The 25,997-nt window shown below is 47.7% G+C and carries 21 protein-coding genes; 2 read left to right on the top strand and 19 right to left on the bottom strand.

Annotation, left to right across the window (positions count from 1 at the left end; genetic code table 11):
* Nucleotides 1–121: 121 nt before the first annotated feature.
* The 14 genes from BLW49_RS01170 to BLW49_RS01235 all read right to left on the bottom strand — a co-directional run bounded on the left by BLW49_RS01170 (nucleotide 122) and on the right by BLW49_RS01235 (nucleotide 19,352).
* On the bottom strand, nucleotides 122–886 hold the full coding sequence (locus BLW49_RS01170; protein ID WP_090722739.1) for a DUF3891 family protein: 765 nt from the start codon (nucleotides 884–886) through the stop codon (nucleotides 122–124).
* A 143-nt stretch (nucleotides 887–1,029) separates the two neighbouring features.
* On the bottom strand, nucleotides 1,030–1,818 hold the full coding sequence (locus BLW49_RS01175) for a pyruvate, water dikinase regulatory protein (RefSeq protein WP_076310976.1): 789 nt from the start codon (nucleotides 1,816–1,818) through the stop codon (nucleotides 1,030–1,032).
* Nucleotides 1,819–1,848: 30 nt separating this feature from the next.
* A complete protein-coding gene (locus BLW49_RS01180; RefSeq protein ID WP_090722740.1) occupies nucleotides 1,849–2,484 on the bottom strand; it encodes a helix-turn-helix transcriptional regulator in 636 nt (211 codons plus the stop codon).
* A gap of 70 nt (nucleotides 2,485–2,554) precedes the next feature.
* Entirely contained in the window at nucleotides 2,555–5,248 is a 2,694-nt protein-coding gene (gene ppdK / locus BLW49_RS01185; RefSeq protein ID WP_076310978.1) for a pyruvate, phosphate dikinase, read from the bottom strand.
* A gap of 229 nt (nucleotides 5,249–5,477) precedes the next feature.
* Nucleotides 5,478–5,927, bottom strand: a complete 450-nt coding sequence (locus BLW49_RS01190) for a hypothetical protein (protein ID WP_076310979.1) — start codon at nucleotides 5,925–5,927, stop codon at nucleotides 5,478–5,480.
* An 80-nt stretch (nucleotides 5,928–6,007) separates the two neighbouring features.
* Complete coding sequence (locus tag BLW49_RS01195) at nucleotides 6,008–6,985, bottom strand: aldo/keto reductase (RefSeq protein WP_076310980.1); 978 nt, start codon at nucleotides 6,983–6,985, stop codon at nucleotides 6,008–6,010.
* Nucleotides 6,986–7,128: 143 nt separating this feature from the next.
* The gene (locus tag BLW49_RS01200; RefSeq protein ID WP_090722741.1) at nucleotides 7,129–10,305 is read right to left on the bottom strand and encodes a bifunctional cytochrome P450/NADPH--P450 reductase; all 3,177 of its coding nucleotides are present in this window, start codon (nucleotides 10,303–10,305) and stop codon (nucleotides 7,129–7,131) included.
* Nucleotides 10,306–10,683: 378 nt separating this feature from the next.
* A complete protein-coding gene (locus BLW49_RS01205; RefSeq protein WP_076310982.1) occupies nucleotides 10,684–11,409 on the bottom strand; it encodes a LutC/YkgG family protein in 726 nt (241 codons plus the stop codon).
* A complete protein-coding gene (locus BLW49_RS01210; RefSeq protein WP_076310983.1) occupies nucleotides 11,406–12,923 on the bottom strand; it encodes a LutB/LldF family L-lactate oxidation iron-sulfur protein in 1,518 nt (505 codons plus the stop codon). Before BLW49_RS01210 ends, BLW49_RS01205 begins: the two co-directional genes overlap by 4 nt.
* Entirely contained in the window at nucleotides 12,920–13,648 is a 729-nt protein-coding gene (locus BLW49_RS01215; protein WP_090722747.1) for a (Fe-S)-binding protein, read from the bottom strand. Before BLW49_RS01215 ends, BLW49_RS01210 begins: the two co-directional genes overlap by 4 nt.
* Before the next feature lie 27 nt (nucleotides 13,649–13,675).
* Complete coding sequence (locus tag BLW49_RS01220) at nucleotides 13,676–14,440, bottom strand: DeoR/GlpR family DNA-binding transcription regulator (RefSeq protein WP_090722749.1); 765 nt, start codon at nucleotides 14,438–14,440, stop codon at nucleotides 13,676–13,678.
* A 15-nt stretch (nucleotides 14,441–14,455) separates the two neighbouring features.
* Complete coding sequence (locus tag BLW49_RS01225; protein ID WP_076310986.1) at nucleotides 14,456–15,934, bottom strand: rhamnulokinase; 1,479 nt, start codon at nucleotides 15,932–15,934, stop codon at nucleotides 14,456–14,458.
* On the bottom strand, nucleotides 15,931–17,151 hold the full coding sequence (gene rhaI / locus BLW49_RS01230) for an L-rhamnose isomerase (RefSeq protein ID WP_076310987.1): 1,221 nt from the start codon (nucleotides 17,149–17,151) through the stop codon (nucleotides 15,931–15,933). The genes BLW49_RS01225 and rhaI overlap by 4 nt, the downstream gene beginning before the upstream one ends.
* A gap of 131 nt (nucleotides 17,152–17,282) precedes the next feature.
* Entirely contained in the window at nucleotides 17,283–19,352 is a 2,070-nt protein-coding gene (locus BLW49_RS01235; RefSeq protein WP_076310988.1) for a bifunctional aldolase/short-chain dehydrogenase, read from the bottom strand.
* Between the two features lie 340 nt (nucleotides 19,353–19,692).
* Between BLW49_RS01235 and BLW49_RS01240 the strand changes: the two genes are divergently transcribed.
* A complete protein-coding gene (locus tag BLW49_RS01240; RefSeq protein ID WP_090722770.1) occupies nucleotides 19,693–20,517 on the top strand; it encodes an alpha/beta fold hydrolase in 825 nt (274 codons plus the stop codon).
* An 89-nt stretch (nucleotides 20,518–20,606) separates the two neighbouring features.
* Nucleotides 20,607–21,467 (top strand): alpha/beta hydrolase family protein, encoded by an 861-nt coding sequence (locus BLW49_RS01245; protein WP_090722771.1) that lies wholly within the window; start codon nucleotides 20,607–20,609, stop codon nucleotides 21,465–21,467.
* A 104-nt stretch (nucleotides 21,468–21,571) separates the two neighbouring features.
* Here BLW49_RS01245 and BLW49_RS01250 read toward each other — a convergent pair whose 3' ends face one another.
* The 5 genes from BLW49_RS01250 to hxlA form a co-directional block, all read right to left on the bottom strand.
* On the bottom strand, nucleotides 21,572–22,000 hold the full coding sequence (locus BLW49_RS01250; protein ID WP_256209530.1) for a DUF2500 domain-containing protein: 429 nt from the start codon (nucleotides 21,998–22,000) through the stop codon (nucleotides 21,572–21,574).
* 66 nt (nucleotides 22,001–22,066) lie between these two features.
* Nucleotides 22,067–23,866, bottom strand: a complete 1,800-nt coding sequence (pepF, locus tag BLW49_RS01255) for an oligoendopeptidase F (RefSeq protein ID WP_090722772.1) — start codon at nucleotides 23,864–23,866, stop codon at nucleotides 22,067–22,069.
* A 218-nt stretch (nucleotides 23,867–24,084) separates the two neighbouring features.
* On the bottom strand, nucleotides 24,085–24,456 hold the full coding sequence (locus BLW49_RS01260) for a winged helix-turn-helix transcriptional regulator (RefSeq protein ID WP_076310992.1): 372 nt from the start codon (nucleotides 24,454–24,456) through the stop codon (nucleotides 24,085–24,087).
* A gap of 68 nt (nucleotides 24,457–24,524) precedes the next feature.
* Entirely contained in the window at nucleotides 24,525–25,085 is a 561-nt protein-coding gene (gene hxlB, locus BLW49_RS01265; protein WP_090722773.1) for a 6-phospho-3-hexuloisomerase, read from the bottom strand.
* A gap of 6 nt (nucleotides 25,086–25,091) precedes the next feature.
* Nucleotides 25,092–25,724 carry a 3-hexulose-6-phosphate synthase gene (gene hxlA / locus BLW49_RS01270; RefSeq protein ID WP_047909555.1) on the bottom strand — a complete coding sequence of 211 codons (633 nt, stop codon included), beginning with the start codon at nucleotides 25,722–25,724 and terminating at the stop codon, nucleotides 25,092–25,094.
* Nucleotides 25,725–25,997: the final 273 nt, after the last annotated feature.

The raw sequence follows: 25,997 nt of genomic DNA on the forward strand, positions 1-25,997 counted from the left end.
TTTAATGAGCTGTGAGTTTGATTCTTGCAGAATAAACAAAAAAACAGGAAGCTTCCTTTAAGGAAAACGCTCCTGTTCATTGACCATTTCTTAATTTAATTGTCGGTATCGTTACTGGCACTCATCGAAAATGCAGTGCCTGCTTCATTTCCGGCGTTTGCTCGTAGGCATCACTTAATCCCTTTTCTTCAATCCATTGCTTGGATACTCTCTTATACGACAGCTCCGTCTGAAACGGTGCGGCAAAAGGGGATGGTGTCACCTGTACCGTCTGGCTGTCCAGCCATTTTGCCTGAAGTGAAGGCGCATCAGGATCTGCTGTGCTGACTTGAGTCAATCCGTTCTTGAACCAGGGATGTTCCTCCTGCTTAGTGACTCCAGGTTCATTCATGCACACATAGAGGGAGAGATCATCACAGAACTCAAGAAGGCGGGAATGCTGGTCAACAACCTCGGCTTCCTGCGGCGCCGCCGCTCTACGTAAACGCTGCTGTCTATGCTCCTCCTCTTCACAAAAAGCGATGCTGAACTCATCTGTCCCGTTCTGTATATCGGGAAACTGGGTGAAATGATGACTGACCAGATAGGCCGCGTAGGGACTGTGCTCCTCTACTTCTTCAATTCCGGCCTGATACATTTTGAGCTTCACTGGATAAGGATAATTGACAAAATAATAAGGCTCCTTCTCCTTGTCATTCCATATCGGCACCTGATCTACCCGAATCCAAGCCCGGTCATGCTCATATATAGCATACAATACATCCTTCTTATATGTATCCTGGATAAACAATTCCGGTAAGAGTCTGGAGGCAATCTCTCCCGACAGTCTTGCATGCTCATGCTGTTCGATCATAATGAAGTGCTGTGCTTGTTCTCTTATAATCATCTACGATAACATCTCCTTCTACATCCGCTTGTGATTAAGTAACCCACGCAGGCACCGTTCTAAACTTTATATAACATACAGAATAAAGTACAAAGAAGCCCGATCAGGCTCCTTCGGTTATTACACTTATATCTTCTTATCTACTAGAGATATCCCAGTATTATGCCTGCTGTCTCTTCAATGGCTTTGTCTGTTACATCTATAACCGGACAACCCAGCCGATCAAACAGTTCATAAGCATATTCCAGCTCGGTAACGATCCGCGCGAGCGAAGCGTATTTTGACCCATTGGGAAGTCCCATGACCTTAAGCCGTTCTGAGCGTATTTTGAGCAAATGCTCTGCATCCATGGTCAGTCCGACAATTTGACCCTTGATCGGCTCGTTTAAAGGTTCAGGAGGCTTGATCTCAGGTACGATGGGATAATTGACAACCTTATAGCCTTTATGCGCGAGAAAAATACTCAGCGGTGTTTTTGAGGTCCGGGATACGCCAAGCAGAACAATATCGGCTTTGACAATGGCACTGGTGTCTTTGCCATCGTCACACTTTACTGCAAATTCGACTGCTTCCACGCGTCTAAAGTAGTCTTCGTCCAAACGATGCAGGACACCCGGACGCTGTGTCGGCGAATCATGGAACGTATCAATAAAGGCCTGCATCATCGGCCCCATGATGTCCACGGTTCGAATGCCAAGTCGCACCGATTCTTCCTTGATCGCTTCACGCAGCTCAGGCTGAACGAGTGTATATGCGACAAAGCCGGATTTACGGTGAACCTCTTCCATCAGCTCTCGAATCTCATCTTCACTGCGGATTTGGGGATAACGTCTTAGCTGAATGTTCAATGACTCAAATTGTCGCAGTGCGGCTCTTACAACGAGATCAGCTGTTTCCCCTAGAGAATCTGAACAAACGGCGACGAAATGCATCCTCTTTTCCCCCTGCTGCTTTATTCATACTCACCCTTCGTGATGTACCGAATCAAACGCCTCAAATAATACTCTAACGATCGTCGTCTTCGATATCCGGCCGACCAGCTCATTGGTCCCCCGCTTAATAACAGGTAAGCTGTCGATCTCGTGAAACACCATTTTTCCAACTGCGTCTATTATTCGATCCTCCGGTGACACCGATATCATATTCGGCTCTCTTGTCATCATCAGGCTGACCGGAATCTCTCGAATATCCTGATCTCCTAAGGTCACCTTAAGCAGATCCTTCCGAGAGACAATTCCGATCAATGCGCCCTCTGAGTTAATCACCAGCAGTGTTCCGACATCCTCCAAGAACAAGGTCACTACGGCCTCATGGATGGTGGTATGTCCATATACTACAACGGGTACACTCTGTACATCCTTCACTTTCATTTCGCCTATCTCCGTCAAGTACCTGTCTGAAGCAGTCATCACACGGCCGAGAAAATATCCTACCTTGGGCTTTGCAGACAAGTAACCTGTCATTACAAGTAAGGAAAGATCTGCTCTAATCGTCGGCTTGGATAGTGACAAGCGGTCAGCAATCTGATCCCCCGTAATGGGAGCACTCTCCTGAACAATATCTACAATGCGTTGTTGTCTTCCTGTTAGTTCAATCACAATATGCCCCCATAATCAGTTACCATAAAAATTGATGATAAGCTCACATTATGACGAGTAGTGTTCATCATTATGCGGTGCTCGTTACCTCTGAGCAATCCTCAGGGACTGACACATTTCGCTCCCGTATTTCGGCTTGCGCCGCAGCAATTCGGGCAAAAGGCACGCGATAAGGTGAGCAGCTGACATAATCCAGTCCAATCTGATGGCAGAAACGAATAGAATCTCGATCACCACCATGCTCCCCGCACAGTCCAGCTACAAGCTGCGGCTTCCAGGAACGTCCTCTATTCAGAGCCAGCTTCATCAGCTCACCGACGCCTTCTTCATCCAGCACTTCAAAAGGGTTCGCTTCAACAATCTTCTGCTCCAGATATTGGCTAAGGAATCTGCGTTCCGCATCATCTCTACTGTAACCGAGCGTCATCTGTGTTAAGTCATTTGTGCCAAAGGAGAAAAAATCGGCATGTTTCGCGATCTCTGCGGCAGTTAAGGCTGCACGCGGAACTTCAATCATCGTGCCAACCCGATACGGACAATGCCTCAGATTCTCTCTCAGCACTTGTTCCGCAACTTCATCCACAAGCCTTCTCAGCGTGGACAGCTCATTGGCATGCCCTACCAGAGGAATCATAATTTCAGGTACAACCGATATCCCCCGATCTATACAGTTCGCGGCTGCACGGAAGATTGCCTCTATTTGCATATCATAAATTTCGGGGAATACAATTCCAAGCCTTGCACCTCTCCAGCCAAGCATGGGATTCGTCTCTCTTAACTCCTGCACCTTCGATATGACTCGTTCTACTTTATCCAGCTCTTCGGTATCCCCATCCATTGTTATCATGCGAAGATGCTCTTTTCTGCCTTCCAGTACTTCAAGCTTCGGCAAAAATTCATGCAGCGGCGGATCCAGCAAACGAATGGTGACAGGCAGCCCATCCATCTCCGTAAAGATCTGCTCAAAATCCGATTGCTGAATCGGCAATAAGCGGTATAGTGCCTCTTGACGCTCCTGGGCATTTCCGGCGACGATGACCCGCTGAATCAACGGCAGTCTGGAAGGTGACAGAAACATATGCTCTGTACGGCACAAGCCTATTCCTTCTGCTCCCCATTTGCGTGCATACTTTACGTCACCCGGCTGATCAATATTTGCATAGACCTTCATATGCTTGATCTCATCCGCCCAGCTTAGAACGAGGGACAATTCCTCCGAAATTTCAGGATCCTTCAGCTTGATCTCTCCTGCATACACCTGCCCCGTTGCTCCATCCAGTGAGATCAGATCTCCTTCTCGGAAGGTATATTCCCCGCAGACCAGCTCCTTCACATCCTCACGAAGCTCCATCTCTTCACAGCCGCACACACAGGGTGTTCCCATTCCTCTTGCAACCACCGCTGCATGGCTTGTCATTCCTCCCCGCAGTGTAAGCAGGCCTTCGGCCGCAATAACTCCATGAATATCCTGAGGTGTAGTTTCTCTGCGTACCAAAATAACTCTTTTGCCCACAGAAGTCCATGCTTCTGCCGTTTCGGAATCAAACACAAGCGCACCGCTCACAGCACCGGGAGAAGCTGGAAGTCCCGTCGCCACAACCTTATCCGCATCCTGAGCCTCAATTGACTGATGCAGCAGCTGATTTAGATGCTCAGGCTCAATTCGCAGCAAGGCTTCTTCCTTGGTAATAATGCCTTCCTTCGCATAATCGACTGCTGCTTTCATGGCTGCTTGGGCAGTCCGCCTTGCTCCACGAGTCTGCAGTATGTACAGCTTGCCCTGCTCAATCGTAAATTCAATGTCCTGTATATCTCCATACCAAGCTTCCAGCCGGGACGCTGCTTCGTGAAGCTCTTCATATACGGCGGGCATCGTTTGGGCAAGATACGATATTCCGAAAGGAGTACGTATGCCCATGACGACTTCTTCTCCTTGAGCCGATGGCAGATATTCCCCTAGAATTTCATGAACTCCAGTGGATGGGTTTCGAGTAAAAAGCACACCGGTCCCGCTGTATTCATCCAGATTGCCGAATACCATTTCCTGAACACTGACAGCCGTTCCCTGATCCTCTGGAATCTTATGAACCTTGCGATATACTTTGGCCCTCGGATTTGACCAGGAACGGAAGATCGCGCGTACGGCATCAATTAACTGCTCTCTTACATTTTGCGGGATCGGTTTCTTGGTACGCTGATGAATGAGTGATTTGTACTTATCGATGAGCTCCGCAAGGTCTGCTTGTTCAAGCTGTCCGATATGTTCCGTCCCTTGAGCTGTATTGAGCTGACGCAGTAATTTCGAGAATGCATTATTCTCGATTCCCATCACCACATGTCCATACATTTGTATAAAACGGGCATAGCATTCCAGCGCATATTTGCGATTGCCGGTCATTGCCGCGAGACCTTCTGATGTCTCGTCATTCATGCCAAGGTTCAGGATGGTATCCATCATCCCCGGCATGGAAGTTACTGCACCCGAACGTACGGCAACGAATAACGGATTCGCAGAATTCCCGAATGTTTTGCCGGTCTTCTGTTCTAGACTCACGAGTGCTGCTTCAATCTCTTCAATAAGGGAGAGCGGAATATGTCCAAGATGCGTGTAATAATCCCGGCATGAAGCCGTCGTAATCGTAAAGCCGTAAGGTACAGGCAAGCCCGCTCTTGTCATTTCCGCCAAATCCGCTCCTTTTCCACCCAGAAGCTCTCGCATCGATGCATTACCTTCACTAAACATGAATACACGTTGGTCCGTCATCCGATCTCTCCTCATCTCATTGTTTTTCAAATGCATATTTTCCATTTTTTTCAAATCTAACTTAGCCAATATATTACGTCACGAATGAGGAATGGTCAATATATAATACGTCATATAAGAATGTTTTATAGGTGTAGATTACACATGATTTCGGATGTAGTGACCATAAATTCAACACAAAGAAGCTGTCACTACGGACAGCTTCTTGGTCTGTGTTACAGAAGAGAGATCACCGTTGCTGCTCAGAAACACCGTTCATTTCCAGCACCGATTGGATCATACTGCTGCGGTATTCAATTTTGGGCTTGAGATCGATCCCTCTGGATTTACCTTCAATATATAATGTGACATCATTTGATCCGTCATAGGATCTGTATCCTGTCACCTTATCATAAGGAATAAAATAGAGGCCAAACTTAACACCGTTCTCCCCGACATAAAACTGACTAACCAAATAATAGACAACAAACGAGAGTAAGAAAATAACGTATTTTAGCCATCCTTCACTCGTTATCAAGTAAATACCGCCAAGTACATAGATCAGCACCATCAGCAGCGTATTTTCTTTACCTAGTCCGCTAAACCTTACTTTCCCTGCTCTGCGACGCTGCTGAATGCTAACAATCAAGGCAGCCAATGAGAGGATTAGAAATAGAACCAGACTTATATTGGATACCAAGTGCACTCCACTCTCCCTTGCAGCGACTACATCTGCTTATGCCAACCTGATAGCAGCGTCTCCTTGATTAAGCTCATCGTTTACGGCAGTCTAGGTCCTCTCGCTGTAACATACAGCTTGTACCATTCATCCCGTGTCATGAGCTGGCCTTGGCGAACGGCGTCCCCCGTCGCTTTAATCCGCTCAGGATTGATCGTTCCAATGACCGGCTGAATCATCGCCGGATGTCTCATAAGCCAGCCGAGCACGATCGCTTCACGAGTGGTGTCCTTCTCTTCTGCCATATCCTGAACAAGCTTCGCTGCCGCCTGAATATGCTCCGGCTGATCCGAAACGTCCTTCCCTGTGAAGATTCCCTGTGATAACGGACTCCAGGCTTGAAGCTGAATGTCCTGCATCTGGCTGAACTCCAGCAGTCCTGCCCCAAAGTTCACCTTCGTTCCAGCCCCTTGATTGACAAAGACCACCTCGTCAACAAAATGCAGGTGAGACAAGCTCATCTGCAGTTGGTTTACAATAATCGGATACGGAAGCGAACGCTGCAAAAATTCAATTTGACCCACATTCATATTGGAAACACCAAAATGACGAACCTTGCCAGCAGATTTGAGCAACGTTAAGGCTTCCGCAATTTCTTCCGGCTCCATAAGTGGATCTGGACGATGTAATAGCAAAATATCGATATATTCCGTACCCAAACGGCTCAATATGCCATCCACCGAATTCAAAATATGTTCTTTGGAGAAGTCATATCTTCCAGGCAGATCACCGTCTTGAAGTCTTATGCCGCATTTGGATTGTATAATAATCTCTTCCCTAAGAGACGGCTGTGCCTGCAGGAGCTTGCCAAACGTTTCTTCTGCTTTGCCGAAAGTATAAATATCCGCATGATCGAACATATTGATCCCTACTTCACGCGCAGCATCTACCGCTCTCTCTGCTTCAAGCACATGTTCCTGCGTAACCGGATTCGTGTTCCACCCACCACCCATGGACATGGAACCGAGCACCAGTTGACTGGCATCAATGCCTTTATGACGCAATGGCATCATTTTCATATATATAACGCCTCCTTCTATGAATATGTACGTAACCCTACCCAATTCTACCAACATCATCTCAAAAATAAAAGGCTTGCCTGCGGCAGCAAGCACTTCTGCTGCGTCACAGACAAGCCTTTTTCAGACCAAACATCCTTATCTCATTGCCCTGCCCATACATCCTTTACATATCTGCCGCAGGATTCCAGTTCTTGCAGCCACGATACGGCTTGCTCTTCACTAGACTGTGTACGACGCTGATAACTGGATATAAGTGTCTTTTCCACATCAGGTGCCATCCGCACGCCATCTCCACAAATGTATATTTTTGCGCCGTTCTCAATCAACTTGAGTAAATGATCGGCATCTTGTTGAAGCAGATGTTGAACATAGCATTTGTCCTGGCCTTCCACCCGGGAAAAAGCCGTATGGAGTGTAACAAGCCCCTCCTCCTGTGCCAAAATGAATTCTTCCTGGTACAAAAAGTCATGCTCCGGATTACGACAGCCGAAATACAAATGGGCCTCTCCCAGTTTCATCCCTTGTTTCTTCCATACACCTCTCGCCTGAATAAAACCACGGAATGGAGCTACTCCGGTTCCTGGTCCCATCATGATGATCGGCGTCTCTGGTGAGTCAGGCAGCTGGAATCCAGATTCTGGAGTCTGTACAAATACGGATATTTTCGCACCAGGCTCAAGCTCTGCCAAGTAATTTGACGCAACTCCCCTGTATTCGGCTCTGCCGTTCCATGCCGGTCCGCGAACCACACTTACAGTGATGCTTGCCGTATGTGGTCGAAGCTTCGGAGAGCTTGATATGGAATAATATCGAGGCACAAGCGCAGGCAGCAGCTCAAGAAATCTCTCAAATGGAAGCTCGCATGCCTCGTACTTTTCGAGCAGGTCAAGCATGGTTATTCTTTTAGCCCTTATTTCATTCTGGTACAATTCATCCTCCAGAAGAGCATTGAGCTCTTTGGCATGAGGAGGGCACACGGTATGGGAAGCAAGCTCTCTAAGCTGTGCTCTCGTGGCAGGTGCCTGAAGCTCGACACTATGTGTGAGCAGATCATCAAGCCTTACCGTCGATCCTACCGGAAGGTGAGCACTGCTGCGTCCTTCGGCATGAAGAACAAGATGACTTGAGCCCGCTAATCCAAACCGTTTCAGCACCCTGCTTACCTGCTGCTCTGAATTTTGTGCCAGTACCCCCAGATGATCACCTTCCTGATAGGTTATCCCTTCCGGCAGCTCGATCTCGATATGCTGGGTTAATCTCCCACTGTCTTGATGCTGCAAGTTCCTGCTTCCTGTAATCATTGCCGGATAAGCCTGATAAGTCTCCGCGAGCGGTACAGCAGCCACACCGTCTACATATGAAATAGATAGACTGCTCCTTCTCTTCGTCATGGATTCTTCGACCGTGATCTGCAGCTTCTGCATTAGATCGGGCCATAGCGATTCCGTAAAGTCATCCACTTCCCGTTCGAAATCCCCGCTTGCATCGCTCTCGCCCCGATCTAATAAGCGGATGGCCCCTTTGGCATGGAGCGTTTCATCAATGAACCTCGGTACGCGCTGATAAGTGCTTGCCCAGTTATGGTCGCCGCACCCGAACACGACATAGCTAACTCCCTGAAATTCAGAAGCCGGTGCCTGCTCCAGCCAGTCTACAAAATGCTTGGCGTTCGATGGAGGCTGACCATTGTACGATGAAGTCACAATAAACACAATTCCTTCCGTCGGAAGACGGGATGTGTAATCATCAAGGGTCGCTATATTTACATCAAACCCTTGATATTTAGCTGTATCCGCAACCTCTCTTGCAATCCCTTCGGCTGTACCGAGATTTGATCCGTATAGTACTAGCATTGGTGTGTTATGACTTGGCACAGGGCTCGCTTCTCCCGGCTTGCTCACCCTGTCTGCATGTTCTGCCAGAGAAGATCCAGATCCCATCATGAAACTGTTCATGCCACGGCTGCGAAGTTTGACCCTGAAATCCTCTGGTTTCAGCGTCAAGGTTTCTTTCACCTTCAATTGATAATCCGCGTAATCAAACAGATCAAAGTGCTTAAGCACCATGCCGAGCACCAAGGTAGCTTCCTGCATGGCAAACTGCTGACCTATGCAAGCCCTTTGACCATTTCCAAAAGGCTTGTAGGCATCATGCGGCACCTTGCTTGGATCCTCAAAGCGCTCTGGGATGAATTTATCAACATCCACTCCCCAAACACGCTCATCACGATGTAATTTTGGAATGAGTACCGTTACACTGTCGCCTTTTTTTAACGGATATTTTCCGCCAATTTCCGTATCTTCCTTGGCATATAATGAGAAGGCGGGGGCAGTCGGCCATAATCTCAGTGCTTCGTTAAGCACCATACGAATATATTTTAAATCACGAACCTGATTGTAGGTTGGAAGGGAATCCTTGAATATGCGATCCACTTCTTCCCGTGCCTTCTTCAGCTTATCAGGATGCTTCAGTAAATAATAAATGGCGAAGGACAGCAGTCCGCTTGTTGTTTCATGTCCAGCGATCAAGAACGTGATCATTTGATACCGGATATTCTCCAGATCCAGCGATTCACCCGTCTCCGGATCGGTCCCCTCCAGCATATGTGACAGCAGATCCCCCGCATTACCTCCGTGCGCCTTGCGTTCCCTGATCAGATCGTCAACCAGCTCAAACATGCCCTGTATATCTTCATTAAATTGCTTCTTCTTCTGTACCATGAACAGATCCTGAATACCCAATCGGTGAAGCTGGCTCATTCCTTCATCCAGCGCTCTAACCATACGATCAATAAAGGGATGATAATCCTCGCGATAGAAGCTGTTGAATCGATAGTCAAAACCACATAGTCCGATCGTATCCAGGGTCAGCCTGGTCATATCTGCGGGGATGTCCACCGTTTCATCGGGATTAAGCCTTGCCCATTTTTGAATCAGCTGTACGGCAATATCCAGCATCTTGCTATGATAGCCCTGCATGGCCCGCTGACTGAAGCTCGATAGCAAAATATTGTGGGCCTTCTTCCAGTTCGGCTCATCTGTCGCACTCGTAAATAAGCCATCGCCGGCAAATGGACGCACATTGCGGAGCGGTGCCCAGATTCTCTTGTCAAACCGCTTCTCATCACATGCGTCCTTTACATATTCATGACCTGAGATATAAATTTCATTACGGCCCGGATATTGTATTTGAAAAATCGGACCTTGCTCATAAGCGATTTTGACGAGAGACTGCACTGGAGCATGCACATCAAGCAGAGGCAGATTCCCCAGCGGACCGTAGGTTTTGGGCCGAGGTATTTTTACAGACAAAGACATCCACATTCCCTCCAATTCACGTTTTCTTTTTAGCCTTGCTGAGTAGACTCAAGTCACATTTCGAATTCTAATACCTATTGACCGTTTTGGTTAAATGGTCAATTTAGTATAAAAAAAAGCGAAACCTATCCTCCTTTTTTTCGAAAAAATCTTGCTCTTGATGATAAGTTCCATGCTTATAGCTACCCTATCACGCTCTTCAACAAGGTTACAACAGGCACAAGGTCATAATTACCTAAGTCTAATTATCCATCTTGCGTTTACATTAAGAAGCTCAGTATAAAGCTATATCTTACGCAAGACATAGCTAAAAACCTGTCAATGGCAACAGCATTGGACAGGCTTTGTCTTATGAGAGTATAAAAACTCCTTCGTTTCTTATCTCATCAGGATCGCATATACGATTCCCGGTCCATGAACCCCAATGGTCAGTTCATTCTCAATATCAGAGGATCGGCTTGGTCCGGAGATAAAATGGACGCCTGCCGGCAGACCCTCCCGTCCCAGCTCATCCAGAGGGGCGAGCAATTCACCAAGTCTCGTCTTCAGCCGCTCCACAGGGATAATAATGAACATGACCGTGGGCAGAAGACTCACAGATCTGCCCTTGTCACTGGCAGATTTCACGAGAATGGATCCGGTGTAAGCGGCCGCTCCATCTGCAATGACAATTCCGAAATCCGCTTCTGCCGCTGCAGCCTTCCAATTCACATTTTCCTCTGAATTCCAGGTCGAAATATCTAAGGCAGGCAGCCTCCCCTCCAAACCTAAGCCGTTCAGCTCCGCTTGTCCCTGTTTAATGACGCGCTTAGCTCCAAGCTCCTCGGCTTTGTCAGCAATAAATTGTCCGGCTTCCATGTAGCTCGTAACCTGAATAACATGCCCGCCTACACTCTGGAAATGGCTTGTGAATTTGTCCATGCGTTCCTGCTCATCCCACTCCATCTCATACCAGAAGTCCGGAGCGCCGCGAAATGGCTGAACAGGCGTCGTCGTTTGTCTCGGTCGCTTCAGACGGGAAGCGATATTATTCATGAAGCGCTCTTGCTTCTTCATGGACTGCTCTGTAAGCTCCCGCAGCCAGGACTCATCCGTGCTCATCATTTACGCCCTCCCTTTTCCTGTCTGGCATCAAGAATCGCCTGCAGCCTTGCTACAAGAGTCGGCTCCATCTCAGGTGTTTCATGCTCGATCTCGGACTCGATCTGTTTCCAGGATTGCCTAAAGCTCTTCTTAGCTAAGGACGGTGTCACACGATAGGAATTCCAGCCTTTTAGCGGTCCTGCTTTTAATGTAATTTCTCCATTCTTGACTACCAGCTTCTGCCCTATTTGTCCCGCCTTGATTGCCGCGCCGAATCGGTTCGATTTGGATACAACGGCCGCAAATGCCTTCATCCCTGCGGTTTCGACCTTGTTACCGTGTCCGCCCTCCACCTTGCGTTGTCGCAGCGATACCAGCATATCATGCAGAGGAATTTTGACCGGACAAGCCTCATAACAGGCACCGCATAGACTTGAAGCATTGGCGATGTCATCCCATTCAGCCACATTCTTGTTTAGTGCAGGGGTAAGCACCGCTCCAATCGGTCCGCTGTATGTACTTCCATAAGCATGCCCGCCGATATGCCGATATACAGGACACGCATTCAGACACGCACCGCAGCGGATACAGTTCAGCAGCTCCTGGAATTCGGGATCGCCAAGCTGCAGCGAACGGCCGTTATCCACAATTATAATATGCATTTGCTCCGGACCGTCTGCATCCGCATTCCGCTTCGGCCCGGTAATACCAGACATATACATTGTAATTCGCTGCCCCGTCGCTGATCTAGGAAGCAACGTGGCCATGACCTCCAAATCTGTCCAGGACGGGATAATTCGCTCCATTCCCATCAGCGTAATCTGGGTCTTCGGCAATGTGCTGACCATACGGGCATTACCTTCATTCTCGAAGAGCACCATGGAACCTGTCTCAGCAATCGCAAAATTGCAGCCCGTCATGCCGATATCTGCATCAAGGAAGCGCTCCCGCAATATTTTTCGAACAAAACCGGCAAGCACCGTCGTATCGGGAGGAAGTGTTTCTCCTGCAACTTCTGACAACAGCTCGGCAATCTGATATCTGTTCTTGTGAATCGCGGGGATTACGATGTGCGAAGGCATCTCGCCGGCCAGCTGAATAATGTATTCACCGAGATCGGTCTCAATCGCTTCGATTCCTGCCTGTTCCAGGGCATGATTAAGATGCAGCTCCTCCGACACCATGGATTTGGACTTGACGACGGACTTGGCACCTCGGTGTTCTGCAATTTGCAGCGCAATACGGACGGCTTCTTCTCCCGTATCCGCAAAATGAACATGAACCCCGTTCGCGCGGGCATTCTCCACAAAAAGATTCAGATAATAATCTAAATGAGCGATCGTATGCAGCCGGATCTGTCTCCCCTGCTCACGCCATTCTTCCCAGCGCCCATGCTCCTCGGAGGCCAGCTTCTTCCCGCCCCGGAGACGCTCTGTCGTAAATTTGACAGCTTTACGCAGGAACTCATCATTGAGCGCAAGACCGGCACGCTCCTTCACCTGAATCTTGGGACCTGCTGAACCCGGACTAATCATGACGATTTCACCCCCTCATACAATAGCTCGGCTAAATGCATGACACGTACCGGTTTATTTCGATAACGCAGCTGACCTGCAATGTTCATTAGACAAGCCATATCCAGTCCGACAAGCACCTCAGCCTCTGTCTCAACGACATGCTCCGCCTTCTCTGTAACCATTGCGCCGGAAATATCCGGCATCTTCACCGCGAAAGTGCCTCCGAAACCGCAGCAATCCTCGGCAAAAGGCAGGGGTACAAAATCAATGCCTCTCACTTCTTGCAGCAGAGCCATGGGCTCGTTCTTCACTCCAAGCAGCCGACTGCCGTGGCAAGAGGGATGATAGGTCACCTTATGTGGGAAAACAGCTCCTATATCCTTGATCCCCATCACATGGACGAGAAACTGTGTGAACTCATAGGTCTTCGCTTCCAGCCTTTTTGCTTTTTCCCGCATTAGCGGCTCATCTTGGAACAAATTTGAATAATGATGAACCATATAAGTACAAGAACCCGATGGAGATACCACAAAGTCGCTGTCCTCAAAAGCATCCAGTATCGTTCTCGCTGCCGCTCTGGCCTCATCGAAATATCCGCTGTTATAAGCAGGCTGTCCGCAGCAGGTCTGGACTTTGGGAAAATCCAGCTTGATACCGTATCGGGCCAGTATGCGTACCATTGCTTCTCCTACCCTCGGATAGATCGCATCGCTGAGGCATGTAATAAATAAAGAGACCTTCATTTGAATACACCTCTATTCTACTCAAGACTAAACTAGGGTGACATGTATTGAACGCTCTACAAGTGTTCTAGAAATCTCTTCTCGCAAATCATGGCTTGTAATGATCTGCTGTACTCGATCAAGCCCGGCGACATGAGTAAGCGCCTGGACACCGAATTTGCTGGAATCTGCCAGTAAGAATACTTGATCTGACATTCCAATCATTCTCTGCTTCACTCTAGCCTGAAGTTCATTCATTTCACTGATGCCTCTCTCTAGATGAACACCTTGGCAGGATAAAAAAAGCTTATCCACGTGATAGGTTTCCAGAGAGCGCTCTGCCAACGGCCCTACAAAGGACATCGATTCAGGCAGAAGCTGTCCGCCAGCAGCAATAACTTCAATATGCTTTTTGCTGGACAATTCAGTCACCACCCGAATGGAATTCGTGAGGACCGTAAGCGGGATATTCGGTAAGCTCCGGGCTGTGTACCAGGCTGTCGTACTGGCATCAAGGAGAATCCGTTCGTGAGGCTCTATAAATTTCAGCGCTTCAAGCGCAATGCGCTGTTTTTCCCCCATACGAGTGACCTCACGTTCACTGTACGGTGTTTCAATATGTTCATCGATATGCTTTATACGTACAGCGCCGCCGTGTGAACGTCTCAGCTTCCCCTCTTTCTCAAGCCGATCCAAATCCCGGCGAATCGTCTCCTCTGTTACTTGGCATAAGCTGCTCAGCTCGGATACTCGAATACTCCCTCGATCATTTACAAGCCGAGTGATCGCCGCATAACGCTCTGCAACTAACATAGGCTTCCTCCCAGATTAAGCATAGGCAGCGAGACCTGTATACTTGGCAAAACTGCCGTACGCCTCTAACCAAGCTTCCGCATCCTTGGGCTCGTAGGTAAGGACAGGAAAAGAATCACGTATGACAGCCCGGGCTTCCGCCGCACTCTTGAATACGCCCTGGTTCATCCACTGCACCACCAGATTACCAATGGCACTTGCCTCTACAGGACCAGCATAGACGGGTTTACCTATCGCACTTGCAGTCCAAGCACAGAGCAGCTTATTGTTGATGCCTCCGCCTACCATGTGAAGACCATCAAATTGCTGTCCGGATACCTGTTCCGTCATATCAAGTACATGCTTATATTTCAAAGCAAGGCTCTCAAGAATACATCGAACGAGCTCCCCATCAGATTGCGGCAATCCTTGACCCGTTTTGACCAGGTAGGCTTCTATACGATCCGTCATACGGCCCGCTGGCAAGAATGAAGAATCGTCCGGATCTATAAAGTGTTGGAAAGGCTTAGCTTCTTGAGCAAGTGTTAGTATTTCATCATAGCTGTACACTTTGCCCGCACGTTCAAATTCTCGGAGCGTCTCCTGAAAGATCCAGAGCCCCATAATATTTTTGAGTAGACGATAAGTATGATTAGCTCCGCCCTCATTTGTAAAATTCAGCTGCTGAGAGGTTTCATTAATGACAGGTGCTTCCACCTCTGTTCCCATCAGTGACCAAGTTCCGCAGCTAAGATATGCGAATGATCGTGTTGTTGCCGGCACGGCAGCCACAGCTGATCCGGTATCATGCTCAGCTACAGCTACGAAGCGAACACTAGGGATACCCAGCTCCTGCATTATAGAAGGTCTCAGCTCACCTGCGTCCGATCCCGGAGTCAGTACCTTACCGAACCATTCTTCAGGTATACCAATCCGGTATAGCAGCTCCGAATCCCAGTCCCCCGTATGAGGGTTAAACAGCTGCGTCGTCGTGGCATTTGTAAATTCATTGAATTTCTCTCCCGTCAGGAAAAACCGCAGCAAATCCGGGATCATCAGGAAATGGGCAGCTTCCTTCAGCATATAGGAGTTCTGCCGCTTAAGAGCGGCAAGCTGATATATTGTGTTAAAGGGCAAGAATTGAATTCCTGTCTTCCGAAAAATGTGCTCTGCCGGAATCTTGGCGGTCACTTCCTCCATTACACCATCCGTCCGTTTGTCGCGGTAATGGTATGGATTAGCCAGCAGCTCCTCATTATGATCGAGCAGCCCGTAATCGACAGCCCATGAATCAATCCCTACGCTGGTAATGTTCTCCCCTTGCAGCTTCACTTTGAGCATACCCTGCTTAAGCTCATGAAGAAGCCTAAGTATATCCCAGTGCAAGTGATCTCCTGCCATAACCGGATCATTAGTGAAGCGGTGGATTTCCTTGATATGGATACGAGAGTCACTCAGCAGTCCAAGGACTGCTCGACCGCTTGAAGCTCCTAAATCATAGGCGAGAATGTTCACCAGCTCGCCCCTCCTTTGCCGCGTGCCTTAATTTCCTCCGGATAGCTGCTTGTCAAATAAGCCTCCATCGGATCAATTGGTAAGCCTTCTTCCTCTCTTACGGCATGCAGCAGTGGAGTTACATCAAATTCCGATGCCTTGCGGATCGCATGTTCAGCTGCCAGTACATCATTCTTCTCCTGGGCTGCCGCCACCTCTCTATGATCGATGAGAAGCGCTTTGGCATAGGCAGACTGAACATTCAGCACCGAACGAATCATCGCCGGTATTTTCTGCTCAATGTTATGGGATTGATCCAGCATATATGCAATGGAGTCTACTCCTTGTCTGATGCCTTCATCTGAATCCGCAGCCCCGTTCAGAATTTGATAGAAGATTAGGAACAGCTCATAAGGATTCACAGTCCCCACGATTAAGTCATCGTCCGCATATTTACGGCTGTTGAAATGGAATCCGCCTAATCGCTTCTCATCTATGAGATAGGCGACAATGTGTTCAATATTCGCTCCGGGCAGATGATGACCTGTGTCAACGAGCACCTGTGCCTGATCCCCTAGCTTCAAGGCCATATTGTATGCCATGCCCCAGTCCGCCAGATCCGTATGATAGAACCCAGGCTCGAAGCATTTATATTCGATCAGCATCCGCATATCCTTCGTAAGCGCTTTATACATTTCGGATAAAGCTTCCTGCATCCAGTTTTTTCGCTGCCGGATGTCACCCTGCCCCGGATAGTTGGTCCCATCTGCAAACCAAAGGCTAAGGTCACGCGAGCCTGTTTCCTTCGCAATGTCAACGCATTCAAGCAAATGGTCGGTTGCCTTACGGCGCACAGCCGCATCAGTGTTCGTTACACTTCCAAGCATATAGTCGTCTTCTTGAAAAAGATTCGGGTTCACTGCTCCGATCTGAAGACCCAGGCTCTCCGCATGGGAACGAAGCTTGCCGTAATCCCCCACCTTATCCCAAGGAATATGAATGGCTACGGTTGGAGCAAGGCCGGTCAGACGATGAACAATCGCCGCATCCTCCATTTTCTCAAATGGATCTCTCGGCACACCTTCCTTCTGAAATACTTTGAAGCGTGTTCCCGAATCACCATAACCCCAGGATGGTGTTTCAATCTTGAACTGCTTGATTTTGCGCTTGACTGCCTCTACATCAATTCCTCTTGCGGTTTGCTGCTCCTCAAACAATGCATAAGCTTTATCCGTCATCAGAACCTCTCCTTTGATCATATGTGATAAAAGAAAATGTTTCGCGCACTCGGAAGAAGTATCAAGTTGTTCAATCCGTCGAATGATGCCTCCTCCGAGGTGCGCGGTGTATCGAACATCAAACTGAAGAATTAACGTGTAAATGCAGCCGGCACCCCACCGTCAATGGTGAGCATGCAGCCTGTTGTTTTCTCGGCCTTCGATGAGGCAAAGAAAGCAACACCTTCGGCTATATCCCTAGGGTAAATGTTGACGAGCAGTGTGGTACGCTTACGATAATGCTCCTCCAGCTGATCTGGCTCAATACCATAAGCTGCCGCTCGCTCATTGCGCCAGTTGGAATTCCAGATTGCAGACCCCTGCAGAATGGCATCCGGCAAAATCGTATTGACACGAATACCATATTCTCCGCCTTCGGCTGCGATGCAGCGGGCGAGATGAGCTTCAAGTGCCTTGGCTGAGCTGTAGGCGGTGACATTCTTACCGGCATAGATGGAGTTTTTGGAGCCGATAAATACCATGCTTCCTCCAATGCCCTGTTCCTTCATTAGCTTGAAGGCTTCGCGTGCGACCAGAAAATATCCTGTTCCCAGCACATTGATATTGAGGTTCCATTCCTTGAGAGATGTTTCATCAAATGGGCTGGACGTGGCCAGACCGGCATTATTCACAATAATATCGACTCCGCCGTAGGTCAGTGCAGTTTCCGCATAAGCTCTCTGAATCTGCTCTTCACTGGTTACATCCATCTGAACAGGAATTGCCCGCTGTTCGCCGTACTGGCTGTTTAGTTCGTCAGCCACCTTCTGAGCACCTTCCAAATTCAGATCGGCAAGAACAACATGGGCTCCTTCGGATACAAGCAGCCTTGCGGTTTCGCTGCCGATCCCGCCAGCTCCACCTGTAATAAGCGCTACTTTTCTGGAGAACTCGGTCTCTGCCGGCGCGAGCGACAATTTGTACAGCTCCAGCGGCCAGTATTCCACATTGTAGGATTCGTTCTCACTAAGCGACACGAACTGGCCTAGCGTAGTAGCTCCTCTCATAACAGCTATGGCACGATGATACAGGGCACCGCTTACTTTGGAATTGGACCAGCTCTTACCTGTGTTAATCATTCCGATACCAGGGATAAGAATAACCCGAGGCGCTGCTTCGAACATGATGTCCCCCTCATGCTTGTTACGTTCGAAGTACTGTTCATAATACGCTTTATAATCCTTGATGGCTGAGCCTAACAGCTCCTTAAGTCCTGCAACATCCCCCTCATCTGGAGTCCAGTTCAGGAATAGCGGAACAACCTTGGTATGTACTAAATGATCTGGACAGGCTGCGCCAATCTGAGACAGCTCGGCGGAATCTCTGCCATTTACGAACTGCAGCACATCTTCTGCATCGTCAAAGGTCAAGATCATCTTCTTCTCGTCGCTGACAGCTCCGCGAATGAGCGGCATAATCTGTGCTGCAATATCCTTTCTGACCTGTGGCGGCAGCGCGTCATGTTGGGCTCCCCCGAACAGGCTGGCTTCATCTATTTTGGATTCAATATAGCTCTCTGCTTCATTAATGACGCTGATGGTCTTCGCATAAGCTTCTTCTGAAGTGCTTCCCCATGTGACCAGTCCATGCTTCTCCATAAGAACAAGCTCAGCCTGCGGGTTATTGATGACGCCTTCTGCAATCATCTTGGATAAAGTAAATCCTGGACGAACATAGGGAACCCATACGAACCGGTCTCCGAAAATTTCCTTCGCGATTTCACGGCCGTTATCCGCACAGCAGATACTGATGATGGAATCCGGGTGTGTATGATCAACATGAGGATGTGGTATAAACGCATGCAGCAGCGTTTCAATGGAGGCACGCGGATGCTTCGCGTCAATCATACAGTTGGCCAGATACGCAACCATATCCTCGTCCGTCATCTCATCTCTCTCCATCAGCGGTCTAATATCATCGAGCCGAAGACCGGTAAAATGACCCGCCTTCATCGTTGCCAGATCCGATCCGCTGCCCTTAACATACATAACCTCAACATCTCTGCCGCGAAAATCCTGGATAACCGTCTTGCTGGAAGTGTTGCCGCCTCCCCAGTTGCACACCCTCCGATCCGAACCAATCAGATTCGAACGATAAACTAACCTTTCGAGCCCTTCCTTTAATTGTCCTGCATTGGATTCATCCCACAGATTCTGAACCATGATCAATCCTCCCAAAATGTTGTTTTTATACTGTTGTAAACGCTTAATGGGAGTATATCACTTTTATTTTGGTTTGAATATGATTATTTTTTATAAAAATTATTATACAAACAAATAAAAACAACATTTATAATGTTTGTTTCGAAGAATCCTTTATATAATTGATGCCCATGTATTGCACGAAATTAAATGGATCTGGATGGCTTAAATCATGAATATTAACGGTCTGAAATATACACTGATGAGTGACAACTCCGACTCTCCCGCATTGTCCTTATACACTGCGCATAAATTAGGAATAGGCTGCATTTATTTTGATTAGAAGGAGTGAGTGAAGAGCATGCTCATTGAAGTGGAATCCGGTGTAAAGCTGTATGTTGAAGACCTGCGTCCACAGGATGGCGGAAATGGACATACCCTCATGTTCCTGCACGGTTGGCCGGGTAATCATCGGGTCTTTGATTATGCCTATCAGATCCTCCCTCATCACCGGTTCCGCTGTATCGGCCTCGATCTTAGAGGCTTTGGCAAATCCGATAAGCCCTGGCATGGTTATCATTACGATCGAATGGCAGAAGACCTGTCCGTCGTCATTGATACACTGGATCTGAAGAACGTTATCCTCGTCGGATACTCACTCGGGGGTTCGGTCGCGATTCGATATATGTCCAAATATCATCATGGTTCGAGAATAGATAAGCTTCTGCTGGTATCCGCAGCTGCCCCTGTCTTTGCCAAGAGAGAGGAGTCATCACCTTACGGCATTCCGCTTCCGTTGCTTGATCAGCTGATTGATCAGCTGCATCAAGATCTGCCGCAAGCGATAACCGATTTTTCAGGAACGCTATTTCATCGTTATGTCAGTCCAGAGTATCGGAATTGGTTTTTGCACAATTGTATGGAGAGTGCGTCGTACGCACTTATTCAAACCGCAGTTGCACTCCGTGATGAGGATTTATTTGAGGATATTACTTATATCGATGTACCTACAGGCATATTCCATGGTATTCACGATCAAGTCGTTCCCTTTACAGCGGCCGTAGCCATCCAGCAGGAAATTCCAGGCTCTCTGATCTACCGTTTTGAGCAAAGCGGACATTATCTTATGTATGATGAAAAGGAAAGATTTCTGTCTACCCTGCTGTCTTTTTTGAAAAATAGCTGAAGAGAACATCTTTCTTTCGTTTAATCACCTTGTGAACAAGGGTATAATATACAAGCTAAACAACTAGACCAAAGGTGATGAGACAAGCGATGATCTATCATGTTACATATCCGTCCCAGGGACTCCAGGTCAAAGGATATCTCAGCCTGCCCTTGGGATATCAGTTATCGGAATCGGCTGCAAGAGACTTGCTGCACGGCAGATTTAGTTCGGATGAGCAGCCTGCCATTCCATTGACGAGTACTCTGCATCAAGAAACCAATAAAGAGCTTACATCAAAAAAATGGCCGGTATTCATCTATTGTCGCGGCGGAATCGGCAACTTCGGCAAGGTGAGAACCCATTGGGTTGAGGAATTCTCGAAGCACGATCACATCGTATTTGCTCCTTCGTATCGTGGAACGGAAGGCGGTGAAGGCCGTGATTTATTTGGCGGAGAGGATAAACATGATGTATACGCTGCAGTGCGGCTGCTGTCAGAGCTTCCCTTCGTTGATCCCGAACAGATTAGCATTATGGGCTTCTCCAGAGGGGCCATTAATGCAGCCTACACCGCTCTAGAAATGCCCAATATACATAAGCTTATCTTGTGGAGCGGAGTATCTGACATGACGCAGACCTATGAAGATCGAGTTGACCTTAGACGCACTTTCAAACGGGTCATTGGAGGTCCTCCCTGGAAGAATCCCGATGCTTACCTGGAGCGCTCTCCTCTCACAATCGCGGAACAGATCCCTTGTCCAGTTCTGATCGTGCATGGAACAGATGATGTACAAGTCTCATTTAGTCAAGGAGAGAAAATGTTCGATCGATTAAACCGTTCACGAGATGATGTAGATTTTCATCGATATGAAGGACTTGGTCATCATTTTCCTCAGGAGCTGCATCAGGCTGCCATATCACGAATGTTTGACTGGATCGGAGCAGAGCCACACGAGGCTGTACTTTGATCGTCAAATAGGCCTCGCATATGATTTTTGGCAGCAGTTTTAGGCAAAAAAAAGAAAAAAGAGGAGCTCCCCATATTTGGGATGCCCCTCTTCAACTACTACAATTAGATCTGCTCTGAGCTAGTGGGACGAAATCTCTCGAATCCAAGGAATCGGGTTCCTTGGTAGCTCAATATACCGCGGTCTCCCTCGACAATCAACCCGTATTCCTCATCCTTCACTTGCAGCTCTGTACGCTGTCCATCGCCACGCTCAAAGGTTATATAATAACTCGTTCTTGCACTCGAATCACCTGATCCGCCGCTCACATACGTTCTTCTCGCCAGCACCCGAGCTTCTTCTGTCATTCGCTCAGCGGCGTTATTATTACTCCACACGCGGATTCCGTTAATGATCGCATATAGTATGGTCCCTCCAATGACGAGTGCGATGACTGTAAAGATAATAGAGAACAATGGCGGCGCTCCACCCAGGAAGCCTCCGGAGAATCCATCACCATGTATATCTGGAAACTCATTAAATAATGTCCTCAAATGGACTGGCTCTACATATATAAACGATCTAGGACTAAACACCTTCTCGACGACCTTTCTCTATGATTAATATAGGCTCTCTAATTCATCGATCAGTGAGCCGACATACGCTGCCGCACTTCGAATCGCATCTGGACGCGACATATCGACTCCGGCCAGCTTCATCAGCTCCAGCGGGCTCATGGAACCGCCTGCTTTGAGAACCTCTAACCAGCGATCAACAGCCGGCTGACCTTCTTCTCGGATCAACTGGGCTACAGCCGTTGAAGCCGTTAAGCCTGCAGCATACGTATAAGGGTACAAGCTCATGTAATAATGTGGCTGGCGCATCCAAGTCAATTTTGCATGTTCATCTATAACAACCTCTTCTCCCCAGAAGCTGGACAGAATATTTCCTTTGAGCTCACACAGCTTCACAGCTGTCAGCGGTACATTATTCATCGCGAGGTCATAAACCTGACGCTGGAGCTCTCCTTCCAGCAGGTGAGTTACAAAATTGTGGAAATAAGTGCCGAGCAATTGCGAAATAACCCAGCGGCGCATTCTAGGATCTTGAGAACGCTGCAGCAAGTGATCTGCCAGGAGCAGCTCGTTCATGGTCGAAGGCGCTTCGATGAAATAGAGTGAAGGTCTGGAGTTAGTCGGACGCTGGTACTTGTTCGCGAGCATGAGATGTCCTGCATGCCCTACTTCATGAGCAAGCGTAAATGCTCCTCGCATATTGTCTGCCCAGCTGATCAAGATATAGGAATGCACACCCGGGATCGACATACAGAAGGCACCCGTTCTTTTTCCGGCATTATCCGCATAATCCACCCATCGGTTTGCGAATGCATCCGCAACGATCTCTCCGTACTCAGGCCCTAGAATAGACAAGGCTTCCTTAATGAGATCTCCGGCTTCCTGATAAGTAATACCTGGACTGAAGTCAGGATCGAGCGGAGCCTTCAGGTCAGCAAATGTCATCTCATCCAGGTTCAGCACCTTCTTCTTAAGTGCGGCGTATCTTCGCATATGAGGGGCAAGCTCTTCCTGCAAAATGTCAAGAATGTTGTGATACATCTCTGTGGTCACTTGCTGTGGCGTAAGCAGCATTTCAGTTACCGAATCATATCCGCGCAGACGTGATTCAATAACCTGACGCTTCACTTCTGTACCGTAAGCCTCAGCGAAGGTGTTGCGGTATCTGTGGAGCGTTTCGCTGAATGCATGAAATGCATTACGGCGTAAATCCGTGTCTGCGGATTCTACATATTTATTCTCATACAGGGCAAATGATACCGGCACTTCTTCTCCTCGTCCGTCTTCTGCTGTACGAAAAGTCATATCCGCCAATTTGCTTCGTTCATATATGCGATAAGGAGCTCCCAATACATCTCCAAATGAAGTAAGCACTTTTTCCGTTTCTGCACTGAGCCGATGCGGCTTGGTCTTTAGAAGCAGCCCCAAACTGCGTTCAAAATCTTGAAGTGCAGGTTGTTTCTCTATGTATTCCTCAATCATTCCATCTGGAAGAGACAGAATTTCGGACTTAACAAAGGATAGCGCTGAACTTATTGAAGAAGCCGCATCCCGGGCTCTAGCCGCACGGATCTGATTCTCGGGATTAATGCTGTCTCCTGCCAAATCCAGCTGGGCATAAGCACCCACTCTGCTGATTCTACCTTGGAGTTCCTCCTGTGCAGTTAGACAGGCAAGCAGCACATCCGGCCCTTCTTTCAGTCTTCCTTCGTATTGTGTGACAGAGGAAATGTCTTGCTGTACATCGTTTAATTCCTTCTCCCAAGCTTCCTTCGTCTCAAATATATCCTTTAAGTTCCATGTTGCTTCAAGATCTACTTCTTGGCGTGTTAAAATTTTGGACATCAATTAAATACACCTCTCCTCAGCCTATTTATTGACCATTGTTTGGCACCAATAAATCCCATTGTATCATAAAATAACCTATATACTCTTCAATTTTCGCTATAAAAAAATGGATTCTCTCGAAACAAAAATCGAGAGAATCCATCGTATTCATAGACTGTCGTTTAATTCAGTTTGCAAAGACAGCTACCTGTAATAATTCAGCCAGTTAAAATCCATTATTCCGGTGGTTTACCATCCTTCCAGATTACGGTTTCACCATAATGCTTGCCCCAATCATACATCAATCGCAGGACAGGCATAAGACTCTGACCGTGATCTGTAAGCGAGTATTCTACACGCGGGGGAACCTCTGCATACACCTTACGGTGTATCAGCAGATCCTCTTCCAGCTCACGGAGCTGGTTTGTCAGCATCTTCTGCGTGATATGCGGGATCAGCTTCTTCAATTCACTAAACCGCTTCGTCCCTTCAAGCCCTAGATGCCAGAGGATAATAAGCTTCCACTTGCCCCCAATGACTGCAAGTGTCAGTTCCTTCTCGCAGTTAATTTCCTTCAGATTAATTCTCTCTTTTACTTCGGATGCCACGTGCATACCCCCTTCCTAAGCATTGTACTACAACCTTACATTACTCAGCAAAAGAGGTGCATGAGGCACTATTCCAGATTCGCATGCCGTTTAAACATCTGCTCGGCGCTCATGTCCATCTGATTCATAAGTGTAAGAATCAGCCCATCCAGACTAATCAGTAAGGATTGCTCAAAAAGTGAGCCCATCGGCTGTAATGATTCGTTATTTCCTTGTTCTTCCTTCGCCTTTGCTTGAATATGAATAACTCCATCCGCAAGCACGCCGCAGGTTGAATTCGGATTCGTTGTAAGCACAAGCAGCGATGCACCCAGCAGCTTCGCCTTCTCGCCCATAGCCGCAAGACTTCTCGTTTCCCCTGAGCCTGAGCATATGACGAGCAGATCATGCTTATCTATACTAGGAGTCGTCGTTTCTCCAACTACATACGCTGTAATTCCAAGATGAGCTAACCGCATGGCAAAGGCTCTGCCCATCAGGCCAGAACGTCCTGCCCCTGCGATAAATACCCGTTTCGACTGTACAATCAGAGATGCAGCCCGCTCCATCTCTGTAACGTCCAGCAGAGAAATCACTTGCTTCAGCTCATTCAGGATTAGCTGTGTCTGTGCTACATTTCTTGTTGTCATTTTCGCTTATCCTTGCTTGATCAGCTGCTGCATTTCAGCTGCAACTGCTTTCTTATCTTCCTGGCCTGTAATACCTCCGCCCACAATCACAAGATCTGGACCTGCTGCAATGACTTCAGGCAGGCTTTCCAGCTTGATTCCGCCGGCAACTGCTGTTTTGGCACGAGTCACTGCTTTTTTAATCGTTTGAAGATCCTCGAAGGAGTTCTTGCCTACAGCTTGGAGGTCATATCCTGTATGCACGCAGATGTAATCCACGCCGAGCTCGTCAATTTCTTTCGCACGTGTTTCGATATCTTTAACGTTGATCATATCAACTAAGATTTGTTTTCCTTGCTTTTTCGCTTCCTCTACTGCACCCTTAATCGTCATATCATCTGTTGCACCCAGGACAGTAATAATGTCAGCGCCTGCTTCGGATGCCTTCATGATTTCATATCCGCCTGCATCCATAATTTTGAGATCTGCAAGCACATCCAGGTTAGGGTATGCTGCCTTCATTTCTTTTACGGCGCGAAGACCTTCATTGATGACAACAGGTGTGCCGATTTCTACAATATCAATATAAGGCTCCACTTCTCTAACGACTTCAATCGCCTGCGGAATATCTACCAAATCAAGTGCCAACTGTAATTTCATATCGAACATCTCTCCTTATTATTGATTACAAACCCTATTTTATAATTGTTGATTACGAATAAGGAAGTACGCACTTTGAAGTGGTGTAGTTACCTGGAAGTAACCAATGTGATATGTCAAGCATTTAAAAGCATTCCATCTATGGAAAAATGTCAGATTTGATAAAAAAGAATCAGCTGTACTATAATTGCATTACTGTCTTATCTTTGTCCGATTTTAATAGATTCATAGAATGTAATGGGGAGGGGAAACACTTGCCATCCGTTTTTGATG

It is taken from the genome of Paenibacillus sp. PDC88 (assembly GCF_900106725.1).
GTDB lineage: Bacteria > Bacillota > Bacilli > Paenibacillales > Paenibacillaceae > Paenibacillus > Paenibacillus shunpengii.

Bases quoted from the DNA above. Each gene is read 5' to 3' on its own strand.
- BLW49_RS01170 (WP_090722739.1), bottom strand. From the start codon at position 886: ATGATTATAAGAGAACAAGCACAGCACTTCATTATGATCGAACAGCAT.
- BLW49_RS01175 (WP_076310976.1), bottom strand. From the start codon at position 1,818: ATGCATTTCGTCGCCGTTTGTTCAGATTCTCTAGGGGAAACAGCTGAT.
- ppdK (WP_076310978.1), bottom strand. From the start codon at position 5,248: ATGACGGACCAACGTGTATTCATGTTTAGTGAAGGTAATGCATCGATG.
- BLW49_RS01195 (WP_076310980.1), bottom strand. From the start codon at position 6,985: ATGAAAATGATGCCATTGCGTCATAAAGGCATTGATGCCAGTCAACTG.
- BLW49_RS01200 (WP_090722741.1), bottom strand. From the start codon at position 10,305: ATGTCTTTGTCTGTAAAAATACCTCGGCCCAAAACCTACGGTCCGCTG.
- BLW49_RS01205 (WP_076310982.1), bottom strand. From the start codon at position 11,409: ATGATGAGCACGGATGAGTCCTGGCTGCGGGAGCTTACAGAGCAGTCC.
- BLW49_RS01210 (WP_076310983.1), bottom strand. From the start codon at position 12,923: ATGATTAGTCCGGGTTCAGCAGGTCCCAAGATTCAGGTGAAGGAGCGT.
- BLW49_RS01215 (WP_090722747.1), bottom strand. From the start codon at position 13,648: ATGAAGGTCTCTTTATTTATTACATGCCTCAGCGATGCGATCTATCCG.
- BLW49_RS01220 (WP_090722749.1), bottom strand. From the start codon at position 14,440: ATGTTAGTTGCAGAGCGTTATGCGGCGATCACTCGGCTTGTAAATGAT.
- rhaI (WP_076310987.1), bottom strand. From the start codon at position 17,151: ATGACGGATAAAGCTTATGCATTGTTTGAGGAGCAGCAAACCGCAAGA.
- BLW49_RS01235 (WP_076310988.1), bottom strand. From the start codon at position 19,352: ATGGTTCAGAATCTGTGGGATGAATCCAATGCAGGACAATTAAAGGAA.
- BLW49_RS01240 (WP_090722770.1), top strand. From the start codon at position 19,693: ATGCTCATTGAAGTGGAATCCGGTGTAAAGCTGTATGTTGAAGACCTG.
- BLW49_RS01245 (WP_090722771.1), top strand. From the start codon at position 20,607: ATGATCTATCATGTTACATATCCGTCCCAGGGACTCCAGGTCAAAGGA.
- pepF (WP_090722772.1), bottom strand. From the start codon at position 23,866: ATGTCCAAAATTTTAACACGCCAAGAAGTAGATCTTGAAGCAACATGG.
- hxlB (WP_090722773.1), bottom strand. From the start codon at position 25,085: ATGACAACAAGAAATGTAGCACAGACACAGCTAATCCTGAATGAGCTG.
- hxlA (WP_047909555.1), bottom strand. From the start codon at position 25,724: ATGAAATTACAGTTGGCACTTGATTTGGTAGATATTCCGCAGGCGATT.